Genomic DNA, 24,215 nt, shown 5'->3' on the forward strand with positions numbered 1-24,215 from the left:
CGCCTCGAGCGGTTAAGTACGGGCGATGGGGTTGTTGGGCGACTGGCTGCGCGGGCAGCGGATGAAGGACCCGGTGAGCGGGACGGCGCAGGTCGTCGCGTGCAGCCGGATCACGCAGGCGGCCGTGGCGTCGAACTGCACGATGAGCCTGGTCGTCTCGGCCGACGGCATCCCGGCGACGCCGGTCGACCACCAGTGCCTGTGCCGGCAGGACCGCTGGCCGCGCGGAGGTCAGGTGCTGCCGGTGACGGTCGATCGCGCCGACCCGTCCCGGTTGCGGATCGAGTGGGACGAGGTCCGCACGCACGAGGACCGGATCGCCGAGCAGGCCGAGGCGCTCGCCGCGCGGATGAACAACGGCGAAGGCACGGGCAACGATCTCGTCGACCAGTTGCGCGCCGCCTTCCCCGGGGCCGAGATCACCGTCAGCTCGCACCAGCCCAACCTCTCCGACCTGACCGGCGTCGACTCGGTCGAGCGGTTGGAGCGTCTCGCCGCGCTGCACCGCTCGGGAGCGCTGACGGACGAGGAGTTCGCGGCCGCTAAAGCGCGCCTGTTGGGCTGATCCGAGAAGTGTCGCGGGCTTGACACGTCGAACGTCGCCGGGTGCAACGACATTGCCCGCGCAGCGCCAGGCCGCCGCCGCGCGCACCGCGAGCCAGCAGGAGATGCTCGCGGCGCAGGCCGACGCGACGAAGTCGATCATCAAGGGCTGACCCGGTAGCGTCCCCGGGGTGCAGTGGCCCATCCTGGCGGGATTGCCGGAGGAGGACGTCCGGCGGGTGCTTCAGATCGCCCGGCGGCGCGTCTTCGGACGCCGTGAGGTCGTCTTCCACCGAGGCGATCCCGCCGACACGCTGCACCTCGTGCACTCGGGCCGCTACGCCGTGCGCATCGGCACCCGCTACGGCGACACCGTGATGCTGAACATGATCGGGCCGGGTGAGACGTTCGGCGAGATCGCGCTGCTCGACGACTCGGCGCCGCGCAGCGCCACGGTCGTCGCCGTCGAGGCGGGCGAGACCCGTGCGATCCACAAGGTCGACTTCGACGGCCTGCGCGCGCGCAATCCCGCGATCTCGGACATCCTCGCGAGCGCGCTCGCGCTGCGGGTCCGGCGCCTGTCCGAGCTGTTGGTCGAGGCGCACTACGAGCCCGCGGACACCCGGGTCCTGCGCCGCGTGGCCGAGCTCGCCGGCGACGGCGGCGTCGTGCCGCTCACCCAGGAGGAGATCTCCGACCTGGCCGGCACCTCGCGCGCGACCGTCAACCGCGTCCTGCGCGACGCCCAGTCACGCGGCGAGATCGAGCTGCGCCGCGGACGGATCGCCGTGCTCGACGGCCGCCTCGCCGAACGCGCCGGCTAGATAAAGGGGTCAGGCCCCTTTAGGTTCCGAGCGCGTAGTTCTCGACGATCCGGCGCTGCACGTCGGTCAGGCCGGTGAGCGGCTCGCCGCGCTCGAGGCGCGCGGCGGCCTGCGGGAGCGTCAGGCCCGTCCCGGTCAGGACCTGGCCGATCAGGGGCGGGACGTCGCCGCCGCAGATGCCCGTGTCGCAGCTCATGTGTTGAGCTTTCCCGCCAGGCACGTGGCGAAGTCGCGCAGGAGGTGGTTGGAGACGTCGCGGATCACGCCGCTGCCGACGAACACGGCGAGCGGGCCGACGACGTGGAGCTCGGCGACCGCGTCCACCCGCGTGCCGCCGTCGACCTCGGACAGCGTGTTGACGATCGTCGCGCCGTGGCCGGACGAGCCCGCGACGGCGAGGCGCTGGACGCGCGCGGCGTGGTCGGCCTCCTCGACGCGGATCGTGCCGGTGTGGACGGTCGCGAACGGCCCGACCTTGACGGTGAACTCGCCGTGGTAGATGCCGTCCTCGCGACCGGTGATGGCCGCGCCGCGCAGGCAGGGCGCGACGACGTCGAGGTCGTTGAGCGCCGGCCAGACGAGGTGGATCGGCGCGGCCACGTGGAAGTCCAGGTCGAGCTTCACAGCCGCGCGAGCTCCTCTTGGGTGTCGACGTCGGTGGCGCTGGCGAGGTGCCCGGCCTCCCAGCGGTGGACGCGGAAGCGGCTGAGCAGTTCGCGCGCGCCCGCGTCCCCTTCGAGCTCGGGGACGGCGGCGAGCACGCGCGGGCCGAGCACGACCGGGTGACCCGGCTCGGCGCGGTAGACGACCCGCACCGCATCGTGGCCGTCCAGGTGGCCGAGCGCGCCGGCGATCACCTGCGGCGTGATGAACGGCTGGTCGCCGAGCGTGATGACGACGGCGTCGGCGCCCGCGAGCGCCGCCACCCCGGCGCGCAGCGAGTACCCCTGCCCGCGCGCCCAGTCCGTGCACAGCACGACCTCGGCGGGGCCGAAGTCGACCGCCGCGCGGATCGCGTCCGCGTCGTGGCCGAGCACGACCACCGCACGCGAGAGCGCCGCGTTCATCGCGTCGACGGCGTGCTGGAGCAGCGGCTTGCCGTGCAGGTCGGCGAGCTGCTTGGTCTGCGCGCCGAAGCGCGTTCCCGCGCCCGCCGCGAGGATCAGGCCCGCCGCCTTCACGAGGTCCCCTCTTCCATCAGCTCGGCCAACGTCTCCAGCGAGGAGATCGAGTTGCCGGGCAGCAGGCGGTCGACGTGCGGCATCGCGGCCTTCATCCCGCGCGTCAGCGGCTCGTAGCGGGGGTCGGCGGCGAGCGGGTTCAGCCACACGACTTTGTACGCCGTGCGCTGCAGGCGCGCCATCTCCTCGGCCAGCTCGTCGGGGTCGCCGCGGTCCCAGCCGTCGGAGAGCAGAATCACCATCGACCCGCGGCCGATCCGGCGGCCGTGCTCGCGGTTGAGCTGGGCGATCGCCTCGCCGATCCGGGTGCCGCCCGACCAGTCGTTGACCGCGGCGGCGGCGCGGGCGAGCGCGCGGTCGGAGTCGCGGCCGCGCAGCTCGCGGGTCACGCGCGTGAGCCGCGTGCCGAACGCGAACGCCTCGACCCGGGCGCGGGCGGCCACGCACGCCTGCATGTACTGCAACAGCATCCGCGAGTACGGCGCCATCGAGCCGGACACGTCGCAGATCAGCACGAGCCGCCGCGGCCGCAGCGCGGGCTCGCGGTAGCGGCGTTCGAGCAGCTCGCCGCCGGTCTTCAGCGAGGCGCGGATCGTCGCCCGCAGGTCGTGCGTCTCGCGCCGGCGCTTGGTCGCGATCGTGCGCCGCGAGCGGCGCTTCGGGCCGCGCAGCGCGATCCGGGCGAGCAGCCGGCGCGCCACGGCGCGCTCGGCGTCCGAGTAGGCCGCGAAGTCCTTCTCGCGCAGCAACTCCTCCTCGCTCCACGCGGCGGGCGCGGGCGTGAGGTCGTTGGCGGGCGCCTCGTTGCCCTGCGGCGGGACCGCCACGCGCGGTAGCGCCTGCTTGGCGATCTCCCCCAGCTCGTCGAGCGGGTTCGGCGCCTCGTCGGCGCCGAACACGACGGTGAACGCGGCCGCGAACGCGTTGACCTCGGCGCGCGTCGAGCACAGCGAGGTGCGCAGCGCGTAGAAGACCTCGGTGCGATCGGCGGCGTTCACGGCCGCCAGCGCCCGCTCGGCGCCCAGGACCTCGCCGAGCCCGACGCGAGCGCCATGCGCGCGCATGACCGCCGCGAGCCGCGCGACCTGCGCCGACGCGTGCGCGCCCAGCTCGGTCAGCGTCTCCGGCTCGGCGAGCGCGAGCTCCGCGGTGCGGACCGTGCCCTCGTCGGCCTCCTGGGCGAGCCGGCGCGCGACGACGTTCGCCCGCGCCCGCTCGGCGACTTCCGCGTGGCCCTGGGCCACGCGCGCTGGCGCCTCGCGCGAGAGGGGAATCCCCGAAACCCGCGATCGGTCCCCCGGCGGCCGCCCGCCGGGGTTCTCTTCCTTACGCTCCTTCAAGGACCCGGTCGCGCCGCACCCGGTCGATGTCCTCGCGCACCTTCAGCGCGACGCCCAGCGTGTCGTCCAGTGAGGCCGCGCCGTCGAGCGCCAGCAACGCACGGGCCCACGTGATCGTCTCCCCCACCCCGGGCAGCTTGTAGAGCTCGCGCTCTCGCAGCGTCGCGACGGCCGAGCACACCCGGGCCGCGACCTCCTCCGGCACGCCCGGCAGCCGGGTGCGGACGATCTCCGCCTCGCGCTCGGGCGTCGGGTAGTCGATCCAGTGGTACAGGCAACGGCGCTTCAAGGCGTCGTGCAGCTCGCGGGTGCGGTTCGACGTCAGGACTACGAGCGGGCGATGCGCGGCGGCGATCGTCCCCAGCTCGGGGATCGTGATCGCGAAGTCCGCCAGGAACTCGAGCAGGAAGGCCTCGAACTCGTCGTCGGCGCGGTCGATCTCGTCGATCAGCAGGACGGCAGGGCCGCCGTCGTGCTCCAGCGCCTCCAGCAGCGGGCGGCGCAGCAGGAACTCCGGCCCGAACAGCTCGCGCGCGGGCGCGCCCGCCTCGGCCGCCCGGATCGCCAGCAGCTGGCGCTGGTAGTCCCAGTCATAGACGGCGTGGTGCAGGTCGATGCCCTCGTGGCACTGCAACCGGATCAGCGTGGCACCGGTCGCCGCCGCCAGCGCGCGCGCCACCTCGGTCTTGCCCACACCGGCCTCGCCCTCGAGCAACAGCGGCTGCTCGAGGGCGAATGCCAGGTAGGCGGACGTCGCGAGCCCCTGGTCGGCGAGGTACCCCTCGCCTTCCAGAGCCCGCGCGACGTCCTGCGGTGTGGTGAAGCTCACCCGTTCATTGTGACGCGGCGGTCAGCGCGCGCCTGGTGAGCACCCGCGCCAGATGGCGCTTGTAGTCCTGCGAGGCGTTGAGGTCCGACGGCGGCTCGGTCCCGTCAGCCGCGTTCTCGGCGGCCGCGGCGATGCTGTCGGCGGTCAGCGGCTGCCCGCGCAGGGCGTCTTCGACCGCGGTCGCGCGCAGCGGCGTCGAGCCCATGTGGGTGAGCCCCACGCGGACGTCGGCGCACGTGCCGTCACCGCCCTTCTTGACCAGCGCGGAGACGGCCACCATCGCCCAGTCCTCCTGGCGGCGGTTGAACTTCTCGTAGCCGTACCCGTAGCCCTCGAGCGCCGGGATCCGGACCTCGGTGAGGATCTCGTCCTCGGCGACGACCGTCGTCAGGTAGTCCTCGAAGAAGTCCGCCGCGGCGACCTCACGCTCGCCGCCCGGGCCGCGCAGCACCACGGAGCCCTCGTGGGCGAGCAGGATCGCCGGCAGGTCCGACGCCGGGTCGCCGTGCGCCAGCGTCCCGCCGATCGTGCCCATGTTGCGGACCTGTTGGTCGGCGATCGTCGCCGCCGCGGCCGAGACGAGGCCGAAGCCCCCGGTCGCGACCGCGTGGTGGCGCGTCATCGCGCCGAACTTCAAGACCCCGTTCTCACGGCCCACGCCGGTCAGGCCGTCGATCCGGCGCAGGTCGACGAGCAGCGCCGGCGCCGCGAGGCGCAGTTTCATCAGCGGGATCAGGGAATGGCCGCCGGCCAGGATCTTCGCGTCCTCGCCGCCGTCCTTGAGCGCAGCGAGCGCTTCGTCGAGCGTCCCGGGCGCCACGTAGTCGAACTCGGCGGGGATCAAGACTTCGCCTCCTGGATCGCTTCCCAGATCCGCATCGGACTGAGCGGCATGTTGATGAAGTTCACGCCGAGCGGGCGCAGGGCGTCGGTGACGGCGTTGGTGATGGTCGCCGACGCGGCGATCGTGCCCGCCTCGCCGATGCCCTTGACGCCGAGCGAGTTGACCGGCGAGGGCGTCTCGGTGCGGTCGGTCTCGAACGACGGCACGTCCGCTGCGCTCGGGAGCGCGTAGTCGACGAAGGAGCCGGTGAGCAGCTGGCCGCTCTCGTCGTAGTGGATGCGCTCGAACAGCGCCTGGCCGATCCCGTGCACGACGCCGCCGTGGACCTGGCCGTCGATGAGGTTCGGGTTGATCGCGGGGCCGCAGTCGTCGACGCCGATGTACCGGACGATGTCGACCTTGCCGGTGGCGGCGTCCACGTCGACCACGGCCGCGTGCGCGCCGAACGGGAACACGAAGTTCGCCGGGTCGTAGAAGGCGTTCTCCTCCAGCGACGGTTCCATGTCCTCAGGGATGTCGGCCGCGATGTACGCCGTGATCGCGACGTCGGCGAGCGTCATGCCCTTGTCGGGCGAGCCCTTGACGGAGAACTTCCCGTCCCGGAGCTCGATGTCCTCCGGAGCCGCCTCGAGGTTGTGCGCGACGATCTTGCGCACCTTGTCGACGATCTTGGTCGTCGCGCGCACGATCGACTCGCCACCGACGGCCAGCGAACGCGAGCCGTACGTGTCGAGGCCCTGCGGGCCGGTGCCGGTGTCGCCGTGGATGACCTCGACGTTCTGCGGATCGACCCCGAGCCGGTCGGCGACGATCTGCGCGAACGCCGTCTCCAGCCCCTGGCCGTGCGGGCTCGTGCCGGTGTAGACCGTGACCGCCCCCGTGACGTGCACGCGGACCATCGCGGACTCCCACATGCCCGTCTGCAGGCCGAAGCCGCCCGGGCCGACGACGCGGCTCGGCGCCAGGCCGCAGATCTCGGTCCAGGTGCAGAAGCCGATCCCGCGGTAGATGCCCTTCGGCCGCAGCTCCTCGGCCTCCGCGCGCACCTTCGCGACATCGACGTGCTCGAGCAGTTTCGCGAGCGTGCCCTGGTAGTTGCCGGAGTCGTAGACGACGCCGTAGGCGACCTCGTGCGGGAAGGAGTCGGCCGGGATGAAGTTGCGCCGGCGCAGCTCCAGCGGGTCCATCCCGAGCTCGTGCGCGAGCTGGTCGAGGGTGACCTCGATCATCTGCGTCGCCTCGGGCCGGCCCGCGCCGCGGATGGCGTCGGTCGGGAACTTGTTCGTGAAGACGCCGGTGATGTCGGTCTGGACGGCCGGGATGTCGTAACAGCCGCTCATCACGAACGCCCCGAGCGACGGGATCGTCGGCGTCAGCAGCATCAGGTAAGCGCCGAGGTCGGCGATGATCTTCGTGTGGAAGGCGGTGATCTTGCCGTCACGCGTCGCGCCCACCTTCACGTACGCGATCTGGTCGCGCCCGTGGTGGGTGACCTGCATGTCCTCCGAGCGCGTGATGATCCACTTGATCGGACGCTCGAGCTTGCGCGAGGCCCATGCGAGCAGGACCTCCTCGCCGTAGATCTGCAGCTTGGAGCCGAAGCCGCCGCCGACCTCCGGCGCGATCGCCCGCACGCGGTCCTCGCTGATGCCCAGCTGGAGCGCGAGGAACAGCCGCAGGAAGTGCGGCACCTGGGTCGAGGAGTGCAGCGTGAGGCTGCCGGCGCGGTAGTCGGCCAGCAGGCCGCGCGGCTCGATCGCCGCGCCCGCCGTGCGGTGGTTGACGATCCGTCGCTCGACGATCACGTCCGCCTTGGCGAACTGCGCCTCGAGGTCCCCGCCGCCCAGCGACCACTCGTGGCACTTGTTGGTGCCGAGGTCGGCGTGGACGAGCGTTGCGTCCTTCAGCGCCTCCTCGGGGTCGACGACCACCGGCAGCGGCTCGTACTCGACCACCACCTGCTCGGCCGCGTCGACGACGCCGTAGCGGTCGTCGCCGATCACGACGGCGACCGGGTCGCCGAGGTGGTTGACCTCATCCTTGGCGAGCGCCCAGTGCGGCGGGTTGTTGACCTCCACGCCGGGTGGGACCCACGCCATCGGCAGCGGCGCCTCGAGATCGACCTCGTTGCCTGTGAACACGGCGACGACACCGGGGTGGCTCTTGGCGGCCGACGTGTCGATCGAGAGGATCTTCGCGTGGGCCTCGGGCGAGCGGACGAACGCCGCCCACAGCTGCCCGGTGACGTTGATGTCGTCGATGTACCGGGCGCGGCCCATGATCAGCCGCGGGTCCTCCTTGCGCTTGATCGCCCGCCCGACCCAGGGCTCGGCGGCGGTGGCGGTCATGCGTCAGCGGCCGCCAGTACGGCCTTGACGATGTTGTGGTAGCCCGTGCACCGGCACAAGTTGCCCGCGAGCGCCTCGCGGACCTCCTGCTCCGACGGACTCGGGTTGCGCTGCAGCAGATCGGCCGAGGCCATGATCATGCCCGGCGTGCAGTAGCCGCACTGCAGACCGTGGTGCTCCCAGAACGCCTCCTGCAGCGGGTGCAGGTTGCCCTCTTGGCCCATTCCCTCGATCGTCTTGATCTCGGCGCCGTCCGCCTGGACGGCGAGGAGCGTGCACGACTTGACCGCCTCACCGTTGAGATGGACTGTGCACGCGCCGCAGTTGGACGTATCGCAACCGACGTGCGTACCGGTGAGACCGAGCGTTTCACGCAGGAAGTGGACCAGGAGCAGGCGAGGTTCGACGTCGGCGCTCTGCTGAGCGCCATTCACGGTCACTGAGACCCGTACAGAACCAGCCATGTGTCTCCTCCCAGTCGGAAAACCGGGCGGATCATATTCCTCGCCGGTGAGTGAGCGCTACTGACCGGCGCGCCGGCGGTGATACGCGAAGGTCAGCTGCGCCAGGATCAGGCGATCCTCGGCTTCGATCTCGACGAAGCTGAGCGAGACGTCGGCGTCGGTCTCGCGGACGGTCTCGGCCGTCGCCTTGATCTCGCGGTTGGCCTGCACGAGGCCGATCACGACGTGGTGCAGGTCGGCGGGGATGTAGGACGACTGGCGGGCGACGCGCAGGCCGCCGGCGCTGATGTCGCGCGTGAAGGTGGTCTTGGGCGCGCCCTCGGTGCCGAGCGGGCGCAGGTGCGCGGGCAGCACGAGCGGGGCGCGCGAGAACGTGCGGCGCTGGCCGAGCCGGAACGGGTCCAGCAGCGTCGCGACGAGCTCGCCGTCGCTGCCGGCGCGGCGGACGTCCGCCTTGAGCGCCTGCAACGTCCCGCCCGCCTCGATCAGCAGGTAGGTGATCGTGTCACCCGGCTGGAGCGCGTCCTCGGGCAGTGGCGCGCTCGGAGCGAGCACGACGTCGGCGCCGGTGAACCCGACGACGAGGCACGGGACGGCTTCCTCTCCCAGATCCAGCTGGGCGGGCTGTCCTTCACTGAGCGCACTTGCAAACGACGTAGCGGCCATAGTCTTTCCCACCCCGCTTATCGGCTATCCGCCTACTCGGGTTTAGGGAAAATTCCTTCAAACCGCGAACGAAACCTCGTCGCCGCCGCAGAACACGGCGGTCCGTTGCGCTTCCTCGCGAACGGCCTCGTGGTCGAAGTCGGTGTGGGGCTCGATGATCAGCTTCGGGCCGTCCATCCGCCAGCTGGCGGCCACGCGGCCGTCGACGGTGACCGTGCAGTCGCCGCTGAGCGTGAGCTTCAGCGGCTGCAGATCGGGCGGGATGATCCGGTCGCGGTCGGCGTAGGCGAGCAGTGGCTGGTCCCAGTTGCCGAGGAACCGCGGTGGGAGGTGGGTGCTCGCCGGCGGGAGCGGCTGCCCCGGCAGGTCGATCAGCTTCCGGCCCTTCTCGTCGCGGTAGCCGACGGTTCGCACTGCGTCCCAGGGGAACTCTCGCTGCGCCACGCCGGCCCAGTCGGCGACGTCCTTCTTCGAGGCCGGGCCGAACGCGGTCAGGTAGCGGGTGAGGACGAGCGCGGCCGCCTGTCTCTGGTCCGGCAGTGGGCGCGGGTCGAGGACGAAGCGGGCGTTGCGGGTGCTGTCGCGCCAGTGGCCGGCGGGCGGGAGGAACGTGAGCGGGAGCAGCGTGCGGGCGTAGAGCAGCGGCATGTTCGGGTCCGGCGGCGCGCCGTCGTGGGTCGCCATGTGCTCGCGGATCTCGACGTTGGTCCGCGGTTGCTTGAGGAAGGCGCGCAGCTCGGCGTCGACGCGCTCCTCGTCGAGGTCCGGATGGCGTTTGCGCAGCATCCGCATCCGGTGGTGGCGGCACAGCTGCGCGTACGCCGGGAAGTCCTCCGCGTGCGCCAGGTGCAGCGTCATCCGCATCAGCGTCGCCTTCAGGACGTGTTTGGCGTCGATCGCGTCGTCGAGGTCGCGCTGCGTGAAGTCGTGCACGCGGGCGGCGAGACCGATGTGCGGCGCGGGCGGGTGCTGGCCCTGGAGCGGCGTCAGGTGCCGGATCGCGTCCGCGGGTTTCAGACGTTGGCGTTCAATGAGGAACTGGCGGGCCGCCGTCGCCGCCGTGAGCTCTTCGCGCGTGAGGACCCGCATCGCCCGGAGCGTAGGCTGACCGGCATGGCTCTCGCGTTCACGCTGCCCGACACCGACGGTACCCCCACTCCTCTGCACGTCGACGGCGCGCCCGCCGCGGTCGTCGTCTTCACCTGCAACCACTGCCCGTACGCGCTCGCCTGGCATGAGCGCATCCAGGACGTCGCCCGCGACTACGCCGACCGCGGCGTCCGCGTCCTCCAGATCAACGCCAACGATGCGGTCAAGCACCCGCGCGACTCGCTGGACGCGATGCGCGCCCGCGTCGAGGCGGGCGAGTTCGCCGGCCCGTACCTGCACGACGAGACCCAGGAGGTCGCCCGCGCCTGGGGCGCCAAGACGACCCCGGACGTCTTCGTCACCGACGCCTCCGGCGTCGTCTACCGCGGCGCCCCGGACGCCGACCACGGCGACCCCTCGCTGAACGCGGAGTGGCTGCGCGCCGCGCTCGACGACGTGCTGGACGGCCGCCCTGTCGCGAACCCCGAGACCAAGCCGGTGGGCTGCTCGATCAAGTGGAAGTAGAGCTCCTCTACTGGGACGGTTGCCCGTCGCACCCAGAGGCGCTCGCGATGCTGCGCGCCATCCTGGGCGACGACGCCCCGATCAGGCTGCTCGAGGTCGTCGACGAGGACCAGGCCGCCGCGGAGGGCTTCCCGGGCTCGCCGACGATCCGCGTCGACGGCGAGGACCTGTTCCCCATCGACGACCCACCGGGCCTGAGCTGCCGCGTGTACCAGCTGGCCGATGGCCGGTACTCCCCCACACCAGATCCAAATGACCTGCGCGAGCGACTACGCTCGCGCCAAGGTGAGTAGCAGGAAGGACGCCCAGAAGCAGCTCTGGCGCGAGATCCGCGAGGTCGCGGCGGCCGACCTCGAGGCGCTGGACGAGGAGATTGCCGCGCTCGGCGCCGTCTGCGACGAGTACTACCTCGCCGGCGGACTGCACGCGCGGGCCGAGCAGCAGCTGGCGGCCGCCAGGACGCTCGCGGACATCCGCGCCGTCGCGGCGCTCGCGGCCGACGCCCGCCACGAGCTGGACTGCGGCCACGCGCGCGAGTCCGTCCCGAGGCGCGCACGCTGCTTCTTCGACCCCGCGCACGGCCGCGCGGCGCGTGCGGCGGAGTACGCACCCAGCGGCGGGCGGATGGAGCGCGTGGCCGCCTGCGAGCCGTGCGGCGCGGCCGTGGACGCGGGCCACGCCCCGGCGATCTGGAAGGTCGAGCGCGACGACCGCCGCTTCGCCTACTGGCGCGACCCCGCCCACATCGCCTATTTCGGCCACGAGGGCGTGAAGGTCGCCGACCTCGTCATCGTCGAGGAGAGACGCCGCGAGTTCGGCGATCAGGGCCTGGGCCTGTTCGACTGGCTCGACGACTGGCTCTCGCCGGTGTAGCCCCGCGTCCACCTTGGTGGCTTCGGCCCCGGGTCGGCGCGGGCGAGCCTGGGCGGCATGCGCTGGATGACGATGGCCGCGATCCTCGCGCTGGCCGGATGCGGCGCAGACGCCGCGCCGCACCACGACGCGACGACTGCGCCGCGCGACGCTCGCGCCGGCACGCCGGGCACCGGCGGCGCAACGCCCGCCGCCCCGCCGTCCGCCGAGACGCCGGCCGCGGGGCCGACCCGCCGCTCCGCCGGACCCGGCGGTCAGACGACAACCGCGACCGCGACGGCCACGCCGGCGCGGGTCACGGCGGTGCCGAACGGGCCGTGGGCGCTTCGCGCCGGGCAGCGAGTGGCGTTGCGGTGTCCGGCGTCGAGTTCGCGGGCCGGGTGGCCGCCGTGCGCGCCGTGATCCTTCCCGGTGGGCAGCCGTTCACGCTCGGGCCCGCGGCGGACATCACGTCGGTCGCGGCCGAGATCGCCCCGAACGGCCGCGCGGTCGTGGCGTGGACGACGATCGACGGCGGTGAGGAGCGCAACGAGCGCCGCCGCGTCTACTCGGTCACCGGCCGCGACGGGCGCTTCGACCGCCCACGGCTCGTCGACCGCGCCAAGCACCTGGACATCTCCGAGTTCGGCCCGGCGCCGATCAGGCTCGCGGTCGCGCCGAACGGCCGTGCGCTGCTGATGTGGGCAACGGCCCGGAGCGGCGAGGTGGACGATCGCCGCACGGTCCGGATCGCCGAAGCCGGCCGCGACGGTCACTTCGGCACGCCGCGCCAACTCTCCTCGGACGGGACCGTGGGCGACGTCGCGATCCGCAACGACGGCCGCAGGCTTGCCGTCTGGACGGATGACGCGGGCCTGCGCGCCAACCGTGAGCTCGTCGCCGAGGGCCGCTTCGGCGCCCCACGTGCCTCCTTCACCCAGGGCCACCCACGCATCGAGTGGCGCGACGGCGCCGCGACGCGAAGATAAGGGGGTCAGACCCTTTAGGTTTTGAGGGCGTAGAGGGTCGCCGAGACGGCGGTCGCGAGGTTCAGCGACGAAACGCCCGGCATCATCGGCAGCGCGAGCCGCAGGTCGGCGCGGGCCAACAGCTCGTCGGAGAGGCCGTCGCGCTCGGTGCCGAAGGCGAGCACCGCGCGCTCCGGCACAAGGCCGCGGTGCAAGACCTCGCCGTCGGGGTCGAGCGCGACGAGCGGGCGGTCGCCGGGGCGGATCACCCGCGAGCGTGCGACCGGGAGCGCGAAGTGCAGGCCCGCGGAGCCGCGCAGGGCGTCGGGGTGCCAGGGATCGGCGGTGCCGGTCGAGATCACGCCCGCTGCGCCGGCCGCGGCCGCGACCCGCACGCAGGCGCCGAGGTTGCCGAGATGGCGGGGCTCCTCGAGCGCGATGACCGGCGCGGGACCGGGCTGGGCGACGATGCCGTCCGGGTCGAGCTGCCGCGGGCGCCGCGCGACGGCGACGACCTGCGCCCGCGGGACCACCGCTGTGAGCTCGTCGAGCGAGACCACCTCAGGCACCAGCACGACGTCGGGCGCGAGCCGCGCCGCGAGCGCGGCGAGCTCGTCCGCGTCGGCGGTCCAGACGCCGCACAGCTCCGCCCCGAAGCGCACCGCGTGCTTGACCGCGTGGAAGCCCTCGAGCACGATGAGCCCGGGGTCGCGGCGGGCGCCGCGGACCTCGTCGAGCCTCATCGCCGCAGGTACCGGACGCGGTCGCTCTCCACCACGCGCGCGCCCATCGCCGCCGGCAGGCTGTACCGCTCGCCGGTCGCGCCGCCGTCCAGGACGGCGACCGCGTCGCCGAGCGGGACCTCCCAGCGATCCATGTAGATGCCGACGGTCCGCGCCACCGGGTCGCTCGCGCCGAGCAACGCGGCCAGCTCCAGAGCCGGCACCGGCGGGGAGAACTCGATCGACTCCCCCGGCCGCAGGGACGCCACCGCCTCCAGGCCGAGCGGCGGCGCGGGCTCGATCACCACCCGCCGCCCGAGATCCTCGGCCGTCGTCACCGGGTTCTCGTGATGGATGTCCCACTCGAACTGCGCGAAGAACGGCGCGTCCGGCGCCAGGGATCCGTACAGCGGCGCGCGCACGAGGTCCTCCAACGGGACCCCGTGTTCAGCGGCCAGCTCTCTCATCGTGCGCGGCACAGGCGCCCCGACCGTAGCTGCTGGTCGGGACGCCGTCGAGAGGTCCGTCTCTCTGGGGAGGGGAGATCGCGGGGAGCGAGCCCCGGCCGGCTGGGGAGCAGGGCCGGCCGGGGCTCCGGTCACAGGCGGTCGCGCCAGCCGACCGCGGCCGACGCGACGTCGCCGAGCGCGTCGGTCAGGCCGCGGCGGTCGCCGGCGGCGCGTGCCTTGTGGAGCGTGCGCAGTGCGTTGGCCATGACCGCAGGCCCGGTCGGGCCGGCGTCGCGCAGGCGCGCCAGCTCGTCGCGGGTCAGCTGCCGCGGCTCGCCGCAGACCAGCGTCGCCAGCTCGCGGGCGCGCTTCTCGGCCGCCGCCGCGCGAGCCTCGGCCGCACGGGCCGCCGCCATCGCGGCGGTCACCGCGGCAGCGTCGACCTGCGGGCCAAGGGCCGCCGCCTCCGCTGCGGCCAGCAGGCGCTCGGCCGTCTCGGCGCGCGCCTCCGCATCGGCGGCGCGAGCCTCGGCAGCACGAGCGGCCCGGCGGGCCTCGTGGGTATCGGCGACCGCGGCCTGAGCCTGGTCGTATGCAGCACGCACTCGAGCGTTCGCGTCCGCTGCGAGCATCTCGACCTGCTCGCCGGCCTCGCGCTCGATGACCTGCACGCGCTCACGCGCGCTCTGGGCACGACGCACACGCTCGCCCGCACGGCGGGCGCGGGTGCGCGCGTCACCCAGCAGGTCCTCGGCACGCTCGGCACGACGCTCGGCCGCCGCCAGCTCACGTTCGAGCGAGGCGACACGGCGCTCCATGGCGCGCACGCGGTCCGCGGCGTCCAGCAGCGCGTCGTCGACGCTGCGGGGAGCCTGCGGCTCGCGCTGCTCCACGGCGGGCCGTGCGACCCCGGCCGGGCGGCGGCGCGGACCGGAGCGGTGGGGCTCCAGGCCGGCCGCGCGCACGGCGGCGTCGAACGATCCGCCGAACGGGCGCTTGGCGGCGTTGGTCGAGGGCCAGATCCCCTCCTGGTAACGCTCGATGCGCCACTCCTGGGCGCGCCAGCGAGCCAGCGAGGGGTTCCAGTCAGCAGAGCACGGAGGCTCGCCGTACGAGACGTTCCACTCGAGGATCTTTTCGATGATGGTTTCGCGGGTCCAGCGCGTCACTCGACGCCCGCCCGCGGTGTTCGCGGACGGGTGCATGTGACGCTCCGTTCCGCTAGTAGCCGCTCGGCTGGTTGATGAGCGCCATCAGGCTGCCCTGTCGACGCGCCTCGAACCACGACGTCGTACCCGTGCAAACGGGCTTCAGGACGTCGACGTGGGCGGCGTAGGCAGTCATTGCTTCGAAGCAAGGTACAGGCTTCACCGGTCAGCGTCCACCCGAATTCTGAGTCCGCCGGGTTCGAACCCTGCAAAGCTGGATCGCATGCCTTCTGAGGTCGCGCCCGGCGTGCACCGCGTCGGCAACGCGTACATCAACTGCTACCTGATCGAGGATGGCACCGACCTGACGTTGGTCGACGCGGGCGTGAAGGGGTTCCGCCGCGGGCTCGAGGACGACCTGCGCCGTCGCGGGCGCTCGATTCACGACATCGCCGCCGTGGTCCTCACCCACGGGCACCCGGATCACGTCGGGATGGCGGAGGGCTTGCGCGTCGACGCGCCCGCGCCCGTATACGTGCACGAGGCCGACGCCCACATGGCCTGCACGGGGAAGGTCCACGAGCTCGAGGGAACGATGCTCGCCTACGTGCACCACCTGGCGATGTGGAAGCTGCTCGCGATGGGCGCCCGCACCGGCGCGTTCCGGACGCCGAAGATCGCGGCGGTGACCACGTTCACCGGCGGCGACCTCGACGTCCCCGGCCGCCCACGCGTCATTCCCTGCCCCGGCCACTCCCCCGGCCACGTCGCGTTCCACCTGCCCGACCGCGGGGTGCTGATCGCCGGCGACGCGCTGTGCAACTACAACCCGCTCACGGGCGCCCGCGGCCCGCAACTCATGCCGAAGGCGTTCGCCGCCGATATCCCTCAGGCGCTCGCGACCCTCGACGCTCTCGCCGCCATCGATGCGGGGACGCTGTTGTTCGGCCATGGCGAACCCTGGACGGACGGACCGTTCTCAGCGGTCGCTCACGCCCGGGAAGTCGGGGTGACTTAGCGCACGTCCCCTCTACCCTGATACCGCTCTTGAGCACGGAGTCCACAACGTCCGAGCATCCGCTCGTCCCCCTCGCGCCACCCGCCGCTCCGCCCGCACCCGGGCGGCGCTGGTCGCCGCTGACGCTGATCGGGATCGTCGTCTCGATCGTCGCGCTGGCCGGCGTGGTCTGGTGGGCGAGCAAGCAGCAGGCGCCGGATCTGCCGTCGACGCCGAAGGAGATCGCCGCGCTGATCGGGGCGATCGTGCTCTATGGCCTCGCGACGGTCGTCCGCGCCGAGCGCTGGCAGCGGCTGCTGGACGACGAGGGCGCAACCCCCCACCGCGCGGACACGTACTCCTTGACGGTCGTGGGCTACATGGGCAACAACGTGCTTCCCGCGCGAGCGGGCGACGCGATCCGCGTCGTGCTGATGGCTCCGCGCGCGAATACGTCCAACCGCACCGTCGTCGGCACGTTGGTGGCCGAGCGGATCCTGGACGTGGTGGTGCTGCTCGTGCTGTTCGTGGTCGTCGGCTACGGCCTCCTCGGCGAGGTCGGCGGCAGCTCCGTCGAGCTGATCGTCATCGTCGCGATCGTCGGGATCAGCTTCGCCGCGGTCCTCTGGCGCTTCATCCGCAAGAACGAACGGCTGCACGGCGCGCTGGCGCCGATCGCCTCCGCCACGCTCGGCCTGCGCAAGGCGCACCACGGGCTCCGGCTGCTCGGCATGACGCTCGTGATCTGGGCGATCGAGGCGGCGGTGTGGATGAGCGTCGGCGCCGCGGTCGGGTTCGGGATGGACCCGATCGAAGGCCTCTACCTGGTCGCGTTGGCCAGCGTCTTCTCGATGATCCCCTCCGGCCCGGGCTATGCGGGCACGCAGGATGCGGCGGTCGCGATCGGCATCAAGGCGATCGGCGGTACCGGCGGGATCAAGGTCGGCTACCTCTTGATGTTGCGGTTCGTGATCGTCGTGCCGATCACGCTGCTGGGCTTGATCCTGATGATCACCCGCTACGGCGGGCTGAAGAAACTGCGCTCCGTGCGCGCTGAGGCCAAGGGCTAGAGAGATGACCGACACCGCCGCACCGACTGCTCCAGAGCCCGTGGAGACGACGCGGCGACGGCGTTCGCCCGCCGCATGGTTCTCCCGGCAGGACCCGCGCGAGCTGGCCGTGTGGGGCGCGCTGTTCGCGGCGTCGGTCCTGGTCCACCTGATCGGTCTCGGCAACCGGCCGTTCCACCACGACGAGAGCCAGGACGCGTACTTCTCGTTCCTCGGGGGCGACACGGGCTTCCACTACAACCCGCTGCTGCACGGCCCGTTCCGCTTCTACCTGATCAAGGCCGTCTACGTCATCTTCGGCGACTCCAACTTCACCGCGCGCCTGGCGCCGGCGATCATGGGGATGCTGCTGATCCCGCTGACCTGGCCGCTGCGGCGCCTGCTCGGCCGCGGCGCCGCGTTGGGCGCCGCCGCGCTGTTCACGTTCGGCCCGAGCTTCCTCTACTTCGGGCGCTTCACGCGCGAGGACATCTACATGGCCGCGATCACGCTCGGCCTGTTGGTGGCGATCTGGCTCTACATCGAGCGTCCGCGCACCTATCACCCGGCGATCATCGGCGCGATCCTCGCGATCTCCTTCACGACCAAGGAGACGACGTTCATCACGGTCTTCGTGATGGGCTCGTTCTTCCTGTTCTCCTTCGCCGTGCCGCCGTGGCGCAGACGGCTCCTCCACGCGCTCAAACGCGCGGGCTGGGAGGGCTGGGGCTGGTTCCTGGCCGCGTTCCTGGGCCTCATGGTCGTGCTGTTCACGACGTTCCTGACCTACCCCGAGGGGTGGAAGGGCCTCTGGACGGGCCTGAAGTACTGGCTGGACCAGCACGGCGTGGCCCGTGGCGGCGAGCCCTGGAACTTCTACCCGACGGTGATCGTCACGATCGAGTGGCCGCTGCTGCTGTTCGGCGCCATCGGCGCGGTCTCGCTGTGGCGCCGCGACAGCTTCTTCGCCGCGTTCCTGATCTGGGACTTCGCGCTCTCGCTGATCGTCTACTCGATCGCGGGCGAGAAGTTCGCGTGGCTGGTCCTGAACCCGCTGCTGCCGCTCGTGCTGCTCTCGGGCGTCGGCCTGCAGGCGATCTGGCAGGCGCGCGGCCCGATGCGCTACGTGGGCATCGCGGCGGGCGTGGTCGCGCTGTTCTACGTCGGCGTGTCGTCGTGGTGGATCAACGTGACCCGGCCCGCCGACCCGCGCGAGATGCTCGTCTCGACGCAGTCGGCCGAGGACGTCAAGAAGGTCGCCGACCAGGTCCAGGCGCTCGCCGACAGCCGCGGACCCGGCGCGCCGCCGCTGACGGTCACGATCGACTCCGCCCAGGGCGCGACGTTCCCGTACGCCTGGTACTTCCGGCACCTCGGCGTCGGCTACATCGACCTCTCCCAGCAGAACGCGCCCCCGCCCACCTCGGACGTGATCGTCATGACCGACGAGGCCAAGGCGCGGCTCCAGAACGCGCTCGGAGGCTATGACATCCGCCAGTTCCCGTTCCGCGTCTGGTGGGTGCGCGACTACAGCGCCTCCAACCTCAAGCACCTGCCGAAGTACATCCTCGAGCGCAAGGTCTGGAACCCGACGGGCGGGATGACCGAGTGGCTCGCGGTCAAGAAGGGGCTTTGAGGTCCCACACCGTCGTGCCCTGGGCCGAGTAGACCTTGCGGCCCAGCTGGTCCCACTTGGCGACCCCGGCGTCCCCGTAGGTGGTCTGCTCGATCGGGCCGAAGACGACGTAGCGGATGTTGTACTTGGCGATCAGGTCGCGGGCGGCCTGCGCGTCCGGCGTGGTGTAGAGCGTCTGCACGTCCGCCGAGCGGGTGCCCGGGTCGTGCTTCCACTGCAGCTCGTGGCCGGCCCAGCCGATCACGGTCGCCAAGCCGGTGAAGGTCGAGATGCGCCCGTGGCCGAACGCGGAGTAGTCGTCGCCGAAAGCCTCGAGCACGACGGCGTTGCCGGGCGCGTTGGCGCGCAGCCAGTCGATCGCCCCCGGGTCGCCGGGTGACTTGGCCTTCAGCCACTTCAGGCCGTCGAGCGACGGCGAGTTGGCGAAGCCGCCGGTGCGCGCGTAGCTGCCCGCATACGGATAGACGAAGCCCAGCAGGATGAGCACCGCCGCGATCGCCGCCCACGGCGCCCAGAGGACGCGGCGGCGCAGCCACACGCCCGTCCACGGCAGCGCGCAGGCGGCGGCGAGCCCGAGCAGCAGGTAGGCCTGGTAGCCGGCCTTGAAGACCGTGTTCATGCGGAACAGCGGCGAGCCGTCGAACGCGTCCTTGAGGTAGAGGATCTCCGGGATCAGCAGCAGCGCCGCGCCGCCGGCCATGAGGATCCAGAGGAAACGCAGCGGCGCGATCAACTCGCGCGAGAGCGTGGCGCCGATGCCGACCGCCATCCAGACCGCGACGACCATCGCGCCCGCGAGGTCGTCGGTCGCCAGGATCGAGCCGACCACGACGCCGACCGCGAGCCCGCCACCGATCCAGCGCCACGCGTTGCGCGACTCGAACAGCCGCGCAGCGAACGCGCCCGCCAGCGGCCAGGCGAGGATGCCGTAGATCAGCGCCATGTCGCCGAGCCACTTCCCGAACGGCCGCCGGACGTGCACGAACCCGATCCCCTTGGCCTCCGGCTCGAAGTTGAGCAGGAACGGCAGGATCAGCAGGAAGCTGGCCAGGATGACCAGGCCGAACCACACGATCGGGTACCCGCGGCGGTGTTCGGCGTCCGAGCGCACCCACGTGATCACCGACGCGCCGAGGATGCCGGCGGCGACGGGATACGACCAGGAGTTGATCGCGTACAGCGCGCCGATCGCCAGCCCGGTCACCAGCGCCTCCAGCACCGCGCGCCAGACGACGTCCCCGCGCGGCCCGCGCAGCGCGATCTGCAGCGCGAACGCCAGCGCCAGCACCGTGAACGGCAGCGCCAGCACATGCGCGTGCAGGTCGCCGAGCAGGAACGAGAACGACGGGAACTCGTTGATCGTGTCCGGGATCACCCGCGAGGGGTCGAACCAGGCGTAGTCCTTGGGCGGGTCGACCGCCTTGACCCACGCCTTGACGCCCGCGAGGTTGCCGAGGATCGTCACCAGCGCGGCGGCCACCAGGCCGGCCGCGACCGGGCCGCCGCGCGGGGCGTCGGCACCGAGCGCCTCGCGCCCCGCCGCCCACAACGTCCCGGCGAACGCGTACACGGTCGCCGCGGTCAGGCCCATCAAGATGCCCCACGAGAGCAGATAGCCGGCGTCCGGGGCGAGGCCGAGCAGCTTGATCGGCCAGGCGAAGACGACGTGGCCGAAGTAGTAGTAGTTCAGCGACTCGCCGCTCATCCAGGGGTCGTGCGGCGGGAACGAGCTCGACTGGTTGATGGCGTTGATGAAGCCCATGTCCATCGGCTTCTCGGTGTTCCACACGTCGGGCGCGAACGACGCGAGCAGCGCGCCGAGCGCGTAGACGGCGGCGAAGACGGCCTCACCGCCCCAGAACAGCCGCCGGCGGACGGGATCGTCGAGCGGGAGCGCGAGCCGCAGCAGCCGCTTGGACTTGCGCCCCTCCCCCGCCAACCGCGTGCCGAGCGAGTGCAGACGCAGCGCGGCCAGCACGCTCGCGACCGCCAGCAGGATCAGGACGCCGACGATCAGCGGGACGCCGTAGCCGATCATGTGCAGCGAAGCGGCCATCCAGATCAGCCACGTCACGACCAGCAGCCCGAGCACCTTGGAGAAGCCGAGACCGGCTCCCGGCAGGCGCCCGAACACGAGCGCAGCCAGAGGCGCGGTGAGCAGGCCCACCACCTCGATCAGCAAGAAGAGCCCGAGCGCAGCGAGCATCGCGGCCGGGGAGGGTACCTTGGTCGGCCATGTCCCTCTACGACGCCGTCGCAAAGCTCCCACTGAAGATCGACGCGTACGCCCTCGAAGGCCTCGCCCGAACGGTCTCCTCGGGCTTCGAACGCAAGTCCACGATCTTCGTGTTGTCCGGCGCCGGAGAGGAGGGGCGCGGCGAGGACGTGACGTATGAGCCGGGTGCGCACGACGCCCAGCAGTCCGCCGGCCCGGTGCTCGAGCTGGCCGGCGAGTGGACGTTCGACTCCTTCTCCGAGCACCTGGCGACACTCGACACGTTCCCCGGCTACACGCCCGAGCAGCCGGTCTACCGCTCGTACCGCCGCTGGGGCCTGGAGTCGGCGGCGCTGGATCTCGCGCTGCGCCAGGCGGGAACGTCGCTGCACGAGGCCGTCGGCCGTGTGCCCGAGCCCGTGACGTTCGTGGTCTCCTCGCGGATGGGGACGCCGCCGACGATCGCGCCCGTCGCCCAGCGCCTCGCCGTCTACCCCGCGCTGCGCTTCAAGCTCGACGCGACCCCGGACTGGCCCGAGGAGCTGATCGGCCAGTTGCAGGAGACCGGCGCGGTCGACTCGATCGACTTCAAGGGCGCCTACAAGGGCACGGTGGTCGACGTCGAGACCGACCCGGCCTTCTACAAGCACATCGCCGAGTCGTTCCCCGACGCCTGGCTCGAGGACCCGGATCTCGACGGCGAGGAGGCGCGCAGCGCGCTGGCGGCCCATCAGGCCCGGATCACCTGGGACGCCCCGATCCACTCCGTCCAGGACATCCTCGACGCGCCGGTGATGCCGCGAACGGTCAACCTCAAGCCGTCGCGGTTCGGCAGCGTCAAGGCGCTCTTCGAGGGCTACGAGTTCTGCGAGCAGCGCGGGATGGGCGCCTACGGCGGCGGGCAGTACGAGCTCGGCGTCGGCCGCGAGCAGATCCAGCTGCTGGCCGCGCTCTTCCATCCCAACGCCCCCAACGACATCGCCCCGGGCGGGTACGACGCGCTCGAGCCGGAGCCCGGTCTTCCCGCCAGCCCGCTGACCGTGGTCCCGGCCTCGCGCGGCTTTGCCTTCGCCGCGTAAACTGAGAGCTCGCCATGCCGCCCAAGCCACGCCAAGTCCGCATGGAGTCCAAGTCGGCTCTGAATGCGATGCAGCAACTCGAGAGCCGCTCCGACGAGGAGCTGGAGAAGGAGACCCGGTTCAAGGCCGCGGCTCAGGCGATCCTGGGCACGCGGGCGGCCGAACGCATGGACGCGGCGAAGGCGCGTGAGCACTTCCGCGTCGCGATCGCGGCCTCGCGCCCGCAGGAGCGGCTCCAGCTGCGCCGGATGGCCGAGGCGTCGCTGGCGCTGGCCGAGCGCCGCGCCGGGGACCTGAAGGTCGCCACCGAGAAGCTCGGCGGCACCCCGCCGACGAACCGGCAGCTGCTGATGCTGCGGATCATGGGCGTGATCGCGCCGCCGCCGTCCGCGGGCCTTCCGCGCCGGATCGGCGGCGTCCTGCTGGTGATCCTGGCGATCATCCTCGTGATCTGCATCGGGTTCGGGATCATTCAGCTGATCGCGCTCCCGTTGGGCTGGCATCCGGGCAACACGGCCTGGTTCTACGGCTTCCTGCTGGTCGTGGTGGTGCTCGGCGTGTTGGCGTTCGTGGGCCGGCGCCGGCAGCGCACGGCGCGGGCGAAAGCCGCGGAGCAACGCGCTGCCGCGTTCGGCGGCAGGAAATAAAGGCGACGCAGCCCCTCCGCCCCACCCCGATCATCCGACCTGGATTGCGATAGCTCACAGTTTGCGGTGGCCGTGCGTTCCACGGACGTGCTGCCACCGTTCTGGACGCTCGTAGAGACCCACGGCGACGAGTTGCTGGTCCACGCGCGCCGGTTGGCGGGCGAGGAGGCCGAGGACGTCCTGCAGGACGCGCTGCTGCGCGCGCTGCGGGCCTACCCGAAGCTCCGCCACGCCGACCACCTGCGCGCCTGGCTCTACCGCGTGACCACCTCGGCGGCCATGGATCACCACCGCTCGCGCAAGCGTGAGGTGGTCACCGATGACCCGCCGGCACAAGCCACTCTCGACGCGTACGACGACGGCGCCTTCGAGAGCCTGATCGCCCCGCTGAACGAGACCGCCCGCACCGCCCTGCGGCTGCGCTTCGTCGACGACCTCGACTACGAGGGGATCGCGACCGAGCTCGGCTGCTCAGAGGTCGCGGCCCGCCAGCGCGTCTCGACCGCCGTCCGCACCCTCCGGGAGAGCTTCGCATGACCCCCCTGCCCGAATCACTGCTCGAGTCCGTCGCCGCCGCCGCGGTGCGCGAAGGGCTCGCCGACGCCGTCTTCACCCGCCTGAGCTCCCCGCTCGGCCGCCTGCTGGTCGTCCAAGGCCCTGACGGCCTCGTCCGGATCGCCTTCCCCGAGGAGGCGGAGGATCGCGTGCTGGCGGAGGTCGCGTCGGCGCTCGGCCCGAATGTCATCGGCTCGGACCGCGAGCTCGCCCACGAGCGGGACGCGTTGTCGGAGTACCTCGAGGGCGACGCGACGACGCTGTCGCTGCCCGTCGACCTGCGGCTCGCGCACGCGCCGTTCCGGCGGGCGGTGCTGGAGGAGCTGCGCTCGGTCCCGCGCGGGTCGACCGTCAGCTACGGCGAGCTCGCCGCCCGCGCCGGCAACCCTCGGGCGTCGCGTGCGGTCGGGACCGCGTGCGCGCGCAACCCGGTCCCGATCGTCGTCCCCTGCCACCGCGTGCTGCCGAGCACGGGCAAGCTCGGCAACTACGCGGGCGGGCCGGAGCGCAAGGAGACGCTCCTGACCCTCGAGGGCGTCAGGACTCTTTGACGGTGACCGACTTGATGATCACCTGGGCGGCGGGCATCCCCGAGTTCGGGTCCGCCTGGATGCCGCCGATCTTGTCGACGACGTCCATGCCGTTGGTCACCTTGCCCAGGTAGGCGTAGTCGGGCGTCAGTGACGCCGCACCCTCGCCGGTGACGATGAAGAACTGCGAGCCGGATGTGCCCGCCGGCTCGTCGCCGGTCTTGGCCATCGCCACGACGCCCTTGGTGTACTTGAGGTTCTCGTTCGGCGCCTCCTCGACCGAGTACCCCGGGCCGCCCGTGCCGTCGCCCGCCGGATCGCCGCCCTGGATCACGAAGTCCGGCACGATGCGGTGGAACGTGGTCCCGTCGAAGAACTTCTTGTCGGCGAGGTACTTGAACGAGCCGCCGGTGATCGGTGACTGCTTGGAGTCCAGCGTGATCTCGATGTCGCCGCAGGTCGTGGAGATCGTCGCGACGTAGGTCTTGGACTTGCTGAGCTTCTCGGTGGGCTTCTCGATGCCCTCCACCTGCTTGGGCGCCGGCTTCTCGACGTTCTCGCACCCTTCGGGCAGGAACTCGTTGGCGGCCGGGGTCGAGGCGGCTTCCTCGGTCGGCGTGGGGGTGGCGGTGGCCTCGCTGCCGGAGTCGTCGCCGCACGCGGCGGTCACGAGGGCGAGGGAGGCGATGAGGACGGCGAGGAGTCGTGGCACGGC

31 protein-coding genes are annotated in these 24,215 nt (G+C 72.0%); 15 read left to right on the forward strand and 16 right to left on the reverse strand.

All coding sequences use genetic code 11. The features are described 5' to 3' along the window. Nucleotides 1–25: 25 nt before the first annotated feature. Genes G569_RS0121940 through G569_RS0121950 form a run of 3 tightly spaced genes read left to right on the forward strand, consistent with a single transcriptional unit; the run spans nt 26 to nt 1,367 of the window. Nucleotides 26–565 carry an SHOCT domain-containing protein gene (locus tag G569_RS0121940; protein ID WP_028065016.1) on the forward strand — a complete coding sequence of 180 codons (540 nt, stop codon included), beginning with the start codon at nt 26–28 and terminating at the stop codon, nt 563–565. 19 nt (nt 566–584) lie between these two features. Continuing rightward, a complete protein-coding gene (locus tag G569_RS66035; protein ID WP_306765168.1) occupies nt 585–716 on the forward strand; it encodes a hypothetical protein in 132 nt (43 codons plus the stop codon). Between the two features lie 18 nt (nt 717–734). Beyond that, nucleotides 735–1,367, forward strand: coding sequence for a Crp/Fnr family transcriptional regulator (locus G569_RS0121950; RefSeq protein ID WP_028065017.1), 633 nt, complete (start codon nt 735–737; stop codon nt 1,365–1,367). A 19-nt stretch (nt 1,368–1,386) separates the two neighbouring features. On the opposite strand, the gene G569_RS62815 is transcribed toward G569_RS0121950, so the two are convergent. The 10 genes from G569_RS62815 to G569_RS50535 all read right to left on the reverse strand — a co-directional run bounded on the left by G569_RS62815 (nt 1,387) and on the right by G569_RS50535 (nt 10,128). Then, entirely contained in the window at nt 1,387–1,563 is a 177-nt protein-coding gene (locus G569_RS62815) for a hypothetical protein (RefSeq protein ID WP_157592214.1), read from the reverse strand. Then, a complete protein-coding gene (locus G569_RS63935; protein ID WP_053226785.1) occupies nt 1,560–1,991 on the reverse strand; it encodes an SRPBCC family protein in 432 nt (143 codons plus the stop codon). Before G569_RS63935 ends, G569_RS62815 begins: the two co-directional genes overlap by 4 nt. Then, complete coding sequence (locus G569_RS0121965; RefSeq protein ID WP_028065018.1) at nt 1,988–2,548, reverse strand: nucleotidyltransferase family protein; 561 nt, start codon at nt 2,546–2,548, stop codon at nt 1,988–1,990. The genes G569_RS63935 and G569_RS0121965 overlap by 4 nt, the downstream gene beginning before the upstream one ends. Beyond that, complete coding sequence (locus G569_RS50530; protein ID WP_053226786.1) at nt 2,545–3,792, reverse strand: vWA domain-containing protein; 1,248 nt, start codon at nt 3,790–3,792, stop codon at nt 2,545–2,547. The genes G569_RS0121965 and G569_RS50530 overlap by 4 nt, the downstream gene beginning before the upstream one ends. 82 nt (nt 3,793–3,874) lie before the next feature. Further along, on the reverse strand, nt 3,875–4,717 hold the full coding sequence (locus G569_RS0121975) for an AAA family ATPase (protein WP_028065019.1): 843 nt from the start codon (nt 4,715–4,717) through the stop codon (nt 3,875–3,877). A 4-nt stretch (nt 4,718–4,721) separates the two neighbouring features. Then, entirely contained in the window at nt 4,722–5,561 is an 840-nt protein-coding gene (locus tag G569_RS0121980; protein WP_028065020.1) for an FAD binding domain-containing protein, read from the reverse strand. Then, entirely contained in the window at nt 5,558–7,909 is a 2,352-nt protein-coding gene (locus G569_RS0121985; RefSeq protein ID WP_028065021.1) for a xanthine dehydrogenase family protein molybdopterin-binding subunit, read from the reverse strand. The genes G569_RS0121980 and G569_RS0121985 overlap by 4 nt, the downstream gene beginning before the upstream one ends. After that, nucleotides 7,906–8,373 (reverse strand): (2Fe-2S)-binding protein, encoded by a 468-nt coding sequence (locus G569_RS0121990; RefSeq protein WP_028065022.1) that lies wholly within the window; start codon nt 8,371–8,373, stop codon nt 7,906–7,908. The genes G569_RS0121985 and G569_RS0121990 overlap by 4 nt, the downstream gene beginning before the upstream one ends. A gap of 57 nt (nt 8,374–8,430) precedes the next feature. Further along, a complete protein-coding gene (locus G569_RS0121995; RefSeq protein WP_084285359.1) occupies nt 8,431–9,039 on the reverse strand; it encodes a PilZ domain-containing protein in 609 nt (202 codons plus the stop codon). Nucleotides 9,040–9,096: 57 nt separating this feature from the next. Then, entirely contained in the window at nt 9,097–10,128 is a 1,032-nt protein-coding gene (locus tag G569_RS50535; protein ID WP_053226787.1) for a winged helix DNA-binding domain-containing protein, read from the reverse strand. 24 nt (nt 10,129–10,152) lie between these two features. Here G569_RS50535 and G569_RS0122005 point away from each other — a divergent pair, with 24 nt between their 5' ends. Genes G569_RS0122005 through G569_RS0122025 form a run of 5 tightly spaced genes read left to right on the forward strand, consistent with a single transcriptional unit; the run spans nt 10,153 to nt 12,494 of the window. Then, the gene (locus G569_RS0122005; RefSeq protein ID WP_037498194.1) at nt 10,153–10,653 is read left to right on the forward strand and encodes a thioredoxin family protein; all 501 of its coding nucleotides are present in this window, start codon (nt 10,153–10,155) and stop codon (nt 10,651–10,653) included. Continuing rightward, on the forward strand, nt 10,644–10,946 hold the full coding sequence (locus tag G569_RS63940) for a hypothetical protein (RefSeq protein ID WP_028065025.1): 303 nt from the start codon (nt 10,644–10,646) through the stop codon (nt 10,944–10,946). Before G569_RS0122005 ends, G569_RS63940 begins: the two co-directional genes overlap by 10 nt. After that, nucleotides 10,939–11,526 carry a hypothetical protein gene (locus G569_RS0122015; RefSeq protein ID WP_053226789.1) on the forward strand — a complete coding sequence of 196 codons (588 nt, stop codon included), beginning with the start codon at nt 10,939–10,941 and terminating at the stop codon, nt 11,524–11,526. The genes G569_RS63940 and G569_RS0122015 overlap by 8 nt, the downstream gene beginning before the upstream one ends. 57 nt (nt 11,527–11,583) lie before the next feature. Further along, nucleotides 11,584–11,928 (forward strand): hypothetical protein, encoded by a 345-nt coding sequence (locus G569_RS50540; RefSeq protein WP_037498195.1) that lies wholly within the window; start codon nt 11,584–11,586, stop codon nt 11,926–11,928. Further along, nucleotides 11,880–12,494 (forward strand): hypothetical protein, encoded by a 615-nt coding sequence (locus G569_RS0122025; protein WP_028065027.1) that lies wholly within the window; start codon nt 11,880–11,882, stop codon nt 12,492–12,494. The genes G569_RS50540 and G569_RS0122025 overlap by 49 nt, the downstream gene beginning before the upstream one ends. Before the next feature lie 14 nt (nt 12,495–12,508). Here the strand turns inward: G569_RS0122025 and G569_RS50545 are convergent, their stop codons facing one another. From G569_RS50545 to G569_RS66040, 4 genes are all read right to left on the reverse strand, one after another. Beyond that, nucleotides 12,509–13,216, reverse strand: coding sequence for a TrmH family RNA methyltransferase (locus G569_RS50545; protein WP_037498198.1), 708 nt, complete (start codon nt 13,214–13,216; stop codon nt 12,509–12,511). After that, nucleotides 13,213–13,674 carry a hypothetical protein gene (locus tag G569_RS0122035; protein WP_157592217.1) on the reverse strand — a complete coding sequence of 154 codons (462 nt, stop codon included), beginning with the start codon at nt 13,672–13,674 and terminating at the stop codon, nt 13,213–13,215. The genes G569_RS50545 and G569_RS0122035 overlap by 4 nt, the downstream gene beginning before the upstream one ends. A gap of 119 nt (nt 13,675–13,793) precedes the next feature. After that, the gene (locus G569_RS0122040) at nt 13,794–14,849 is read right to left on the reverse strand and encodes a hypothetical protein (RefSeq protein WP_157592218.1); all 1,056 of its coding nucleotides are present in this window, start codon (nt 14,847–14,849) and stop codon (nt 13,794–13,796) included. A gap of 16 nt (nt 14,850–14,865) precedes the next feature. Beyond that, complete coding sequence (locus G569_RS66040) at nt 14,866–14,988, reverse strand: hypothetical protein (protein WP_306765172.1); 123 nt, start codon at nt 14,986–14,988, stop codon at nt 14,866–14,868. An 87-nt stretch (nt 14,989–15,075) separates the two neighbouring features. On the opposite strand from G569_RS66040, the gene G569_RS0122050 reads away from it, so the two are divergent. The 3 genes from G569_RS0122050 to G569_RS0122060 are packed head-to-tail and all read left to right on the forward strand — an operon-like array spanning nt 15,076 to nt 18,474. Beyond that, entirely contained in the window at nt 15,076–15,810 is a 735-nt protein-coding gene (locus tag G569_RS0122050) for an MBL fold metallo-hydrolase (RefSeq protein WP_028065030.1), read from the forward strand. A gap of 29 nt (nt 15,811–15,839) precedes the next feature. Further along, entirely contained in the window at nt 15,840–16,859 is a 1,020-nt protein-coding gene (locus G569_RS0122055) for a lysylphosphatidylglycerol synthase transmembrane domain-containing protein (RefSeq protein WP_028065031.1), read from the forward strand. 4 nt (nt 16,860–16,863) lie between these two features. Next, on the forward strand, nt 16,864–18,474 hold the full coding sequence (locus G569_RS0122060) for a flippase activity-associated protein Agl23 (protein WP_084285361.1): 1,611 nt from the start codon (nt 16,864–16,866) through the stop codon (nt 18,472–18,474). Here the strand turns inward: G569_RS0122060 and G569_RS0122065 are convergent. Further along, entirely contained in the window at nt 18,458–20,680 is a 2,223-nt protein-coding gene (locus G569_RS0122065; RefSeq protein WP_028065033.1) for a DUF2298 domain-containing protein, read from the reverse strand. The two genes, G569_RS0122060 and G569_RS0122065, sit on opposite strands and share 17 nt — an antisense overlap. 29 nt (nt 20,681–20,709) lie before the next feature. Between G569_RS0122065 and G569_RS0122070 the strand changes: the two genes are divergently transcribed. The 4 genes from G569_RS0122070 (at nt 20,710) to G569_RS64675 (ending at nt 23,521) form a co-directional block, all read left to right on the forward strand. Then, the gene (locus tag G569_RS0122070) at nt 20,710–21,768 is read left to right on the forward strand and encodes an enolase-like domain-containing protein (RefSeq protein ID WP_028065034.1); all 1,059 of its coding nucleotides are present in this window, start codon (nt 20,710–20,712) and stop codon (nt 21,766–21,768) included. A gap of 68 nt (nt 21,769–21,836) precedes the next feature. Continuing rightward, nucleotides 21,837–22,415 carry a hypothetical protein gene (locus tag G569_RS50550; protein ID WP_245602533.1) on the forward strand — a complete coding sequence of 193 codons (579 nt, stop codon included), beginning with the start codon at nt 21,837–21,839 and terminating at the stop codon, nt 22,413–22,415. Nucleotides 22,416–22,487: 72 nt separating this feature from the next. Further along, nucleotides 22,488–22,952, forward strand: coding sequence for an RNA polymerase sigma factor (locus G569_RS0122080; RefSeq protein ID WP_037498297.1), 465 nt, complete (start codon nt 22,488–22,490; stop codon nt 22,950–22,952). After that, nucleotides 22,949–23,521, forward strand: coding sequence for a methylated-DNA--[protein]-cysteine S-methyltransferase (locus G569_RS64675; protein WP_028065036.1), 573 nt, complete (start codon nt 22,949–22,951; stop codon nt 23,519–23,521). Before G569_RS0122080 ends, G569_RS64675 begins: the two co-directional genes overlap by 4 nt. Here G569_RS64675 and G569_RS62830 read toward each other — a convergent pair. Beyond that, nucleotides 23,508–24,212: a peptidylprolyl isomerase gene (locus G569_RS62830; protein ID WP_169542216.1), complete on the reverse strand. Its 705-nt coding sequence runs from the start codon at nt 24,210–24,212 to the stop codon at nt 23,508–23,510. The two genes, G569_RS64675 and G569_RS62830, sit on opposite strands and share 14 nt — an antisense overlap. Between the last annotated feature and the right edge of the window lie 3 nt (nt 24,213–24,215).

The organism is Solirubrobacter soli DSM 22325 (genome assembly GCF_000423665.1).
Classification (GTDB): Bacteria; Actinomycetota; Thermoleophilia; order Solirubrobacterales; family Solirubrobacteraceae; genus Solirubrobacter; species Solirubrobacter soli.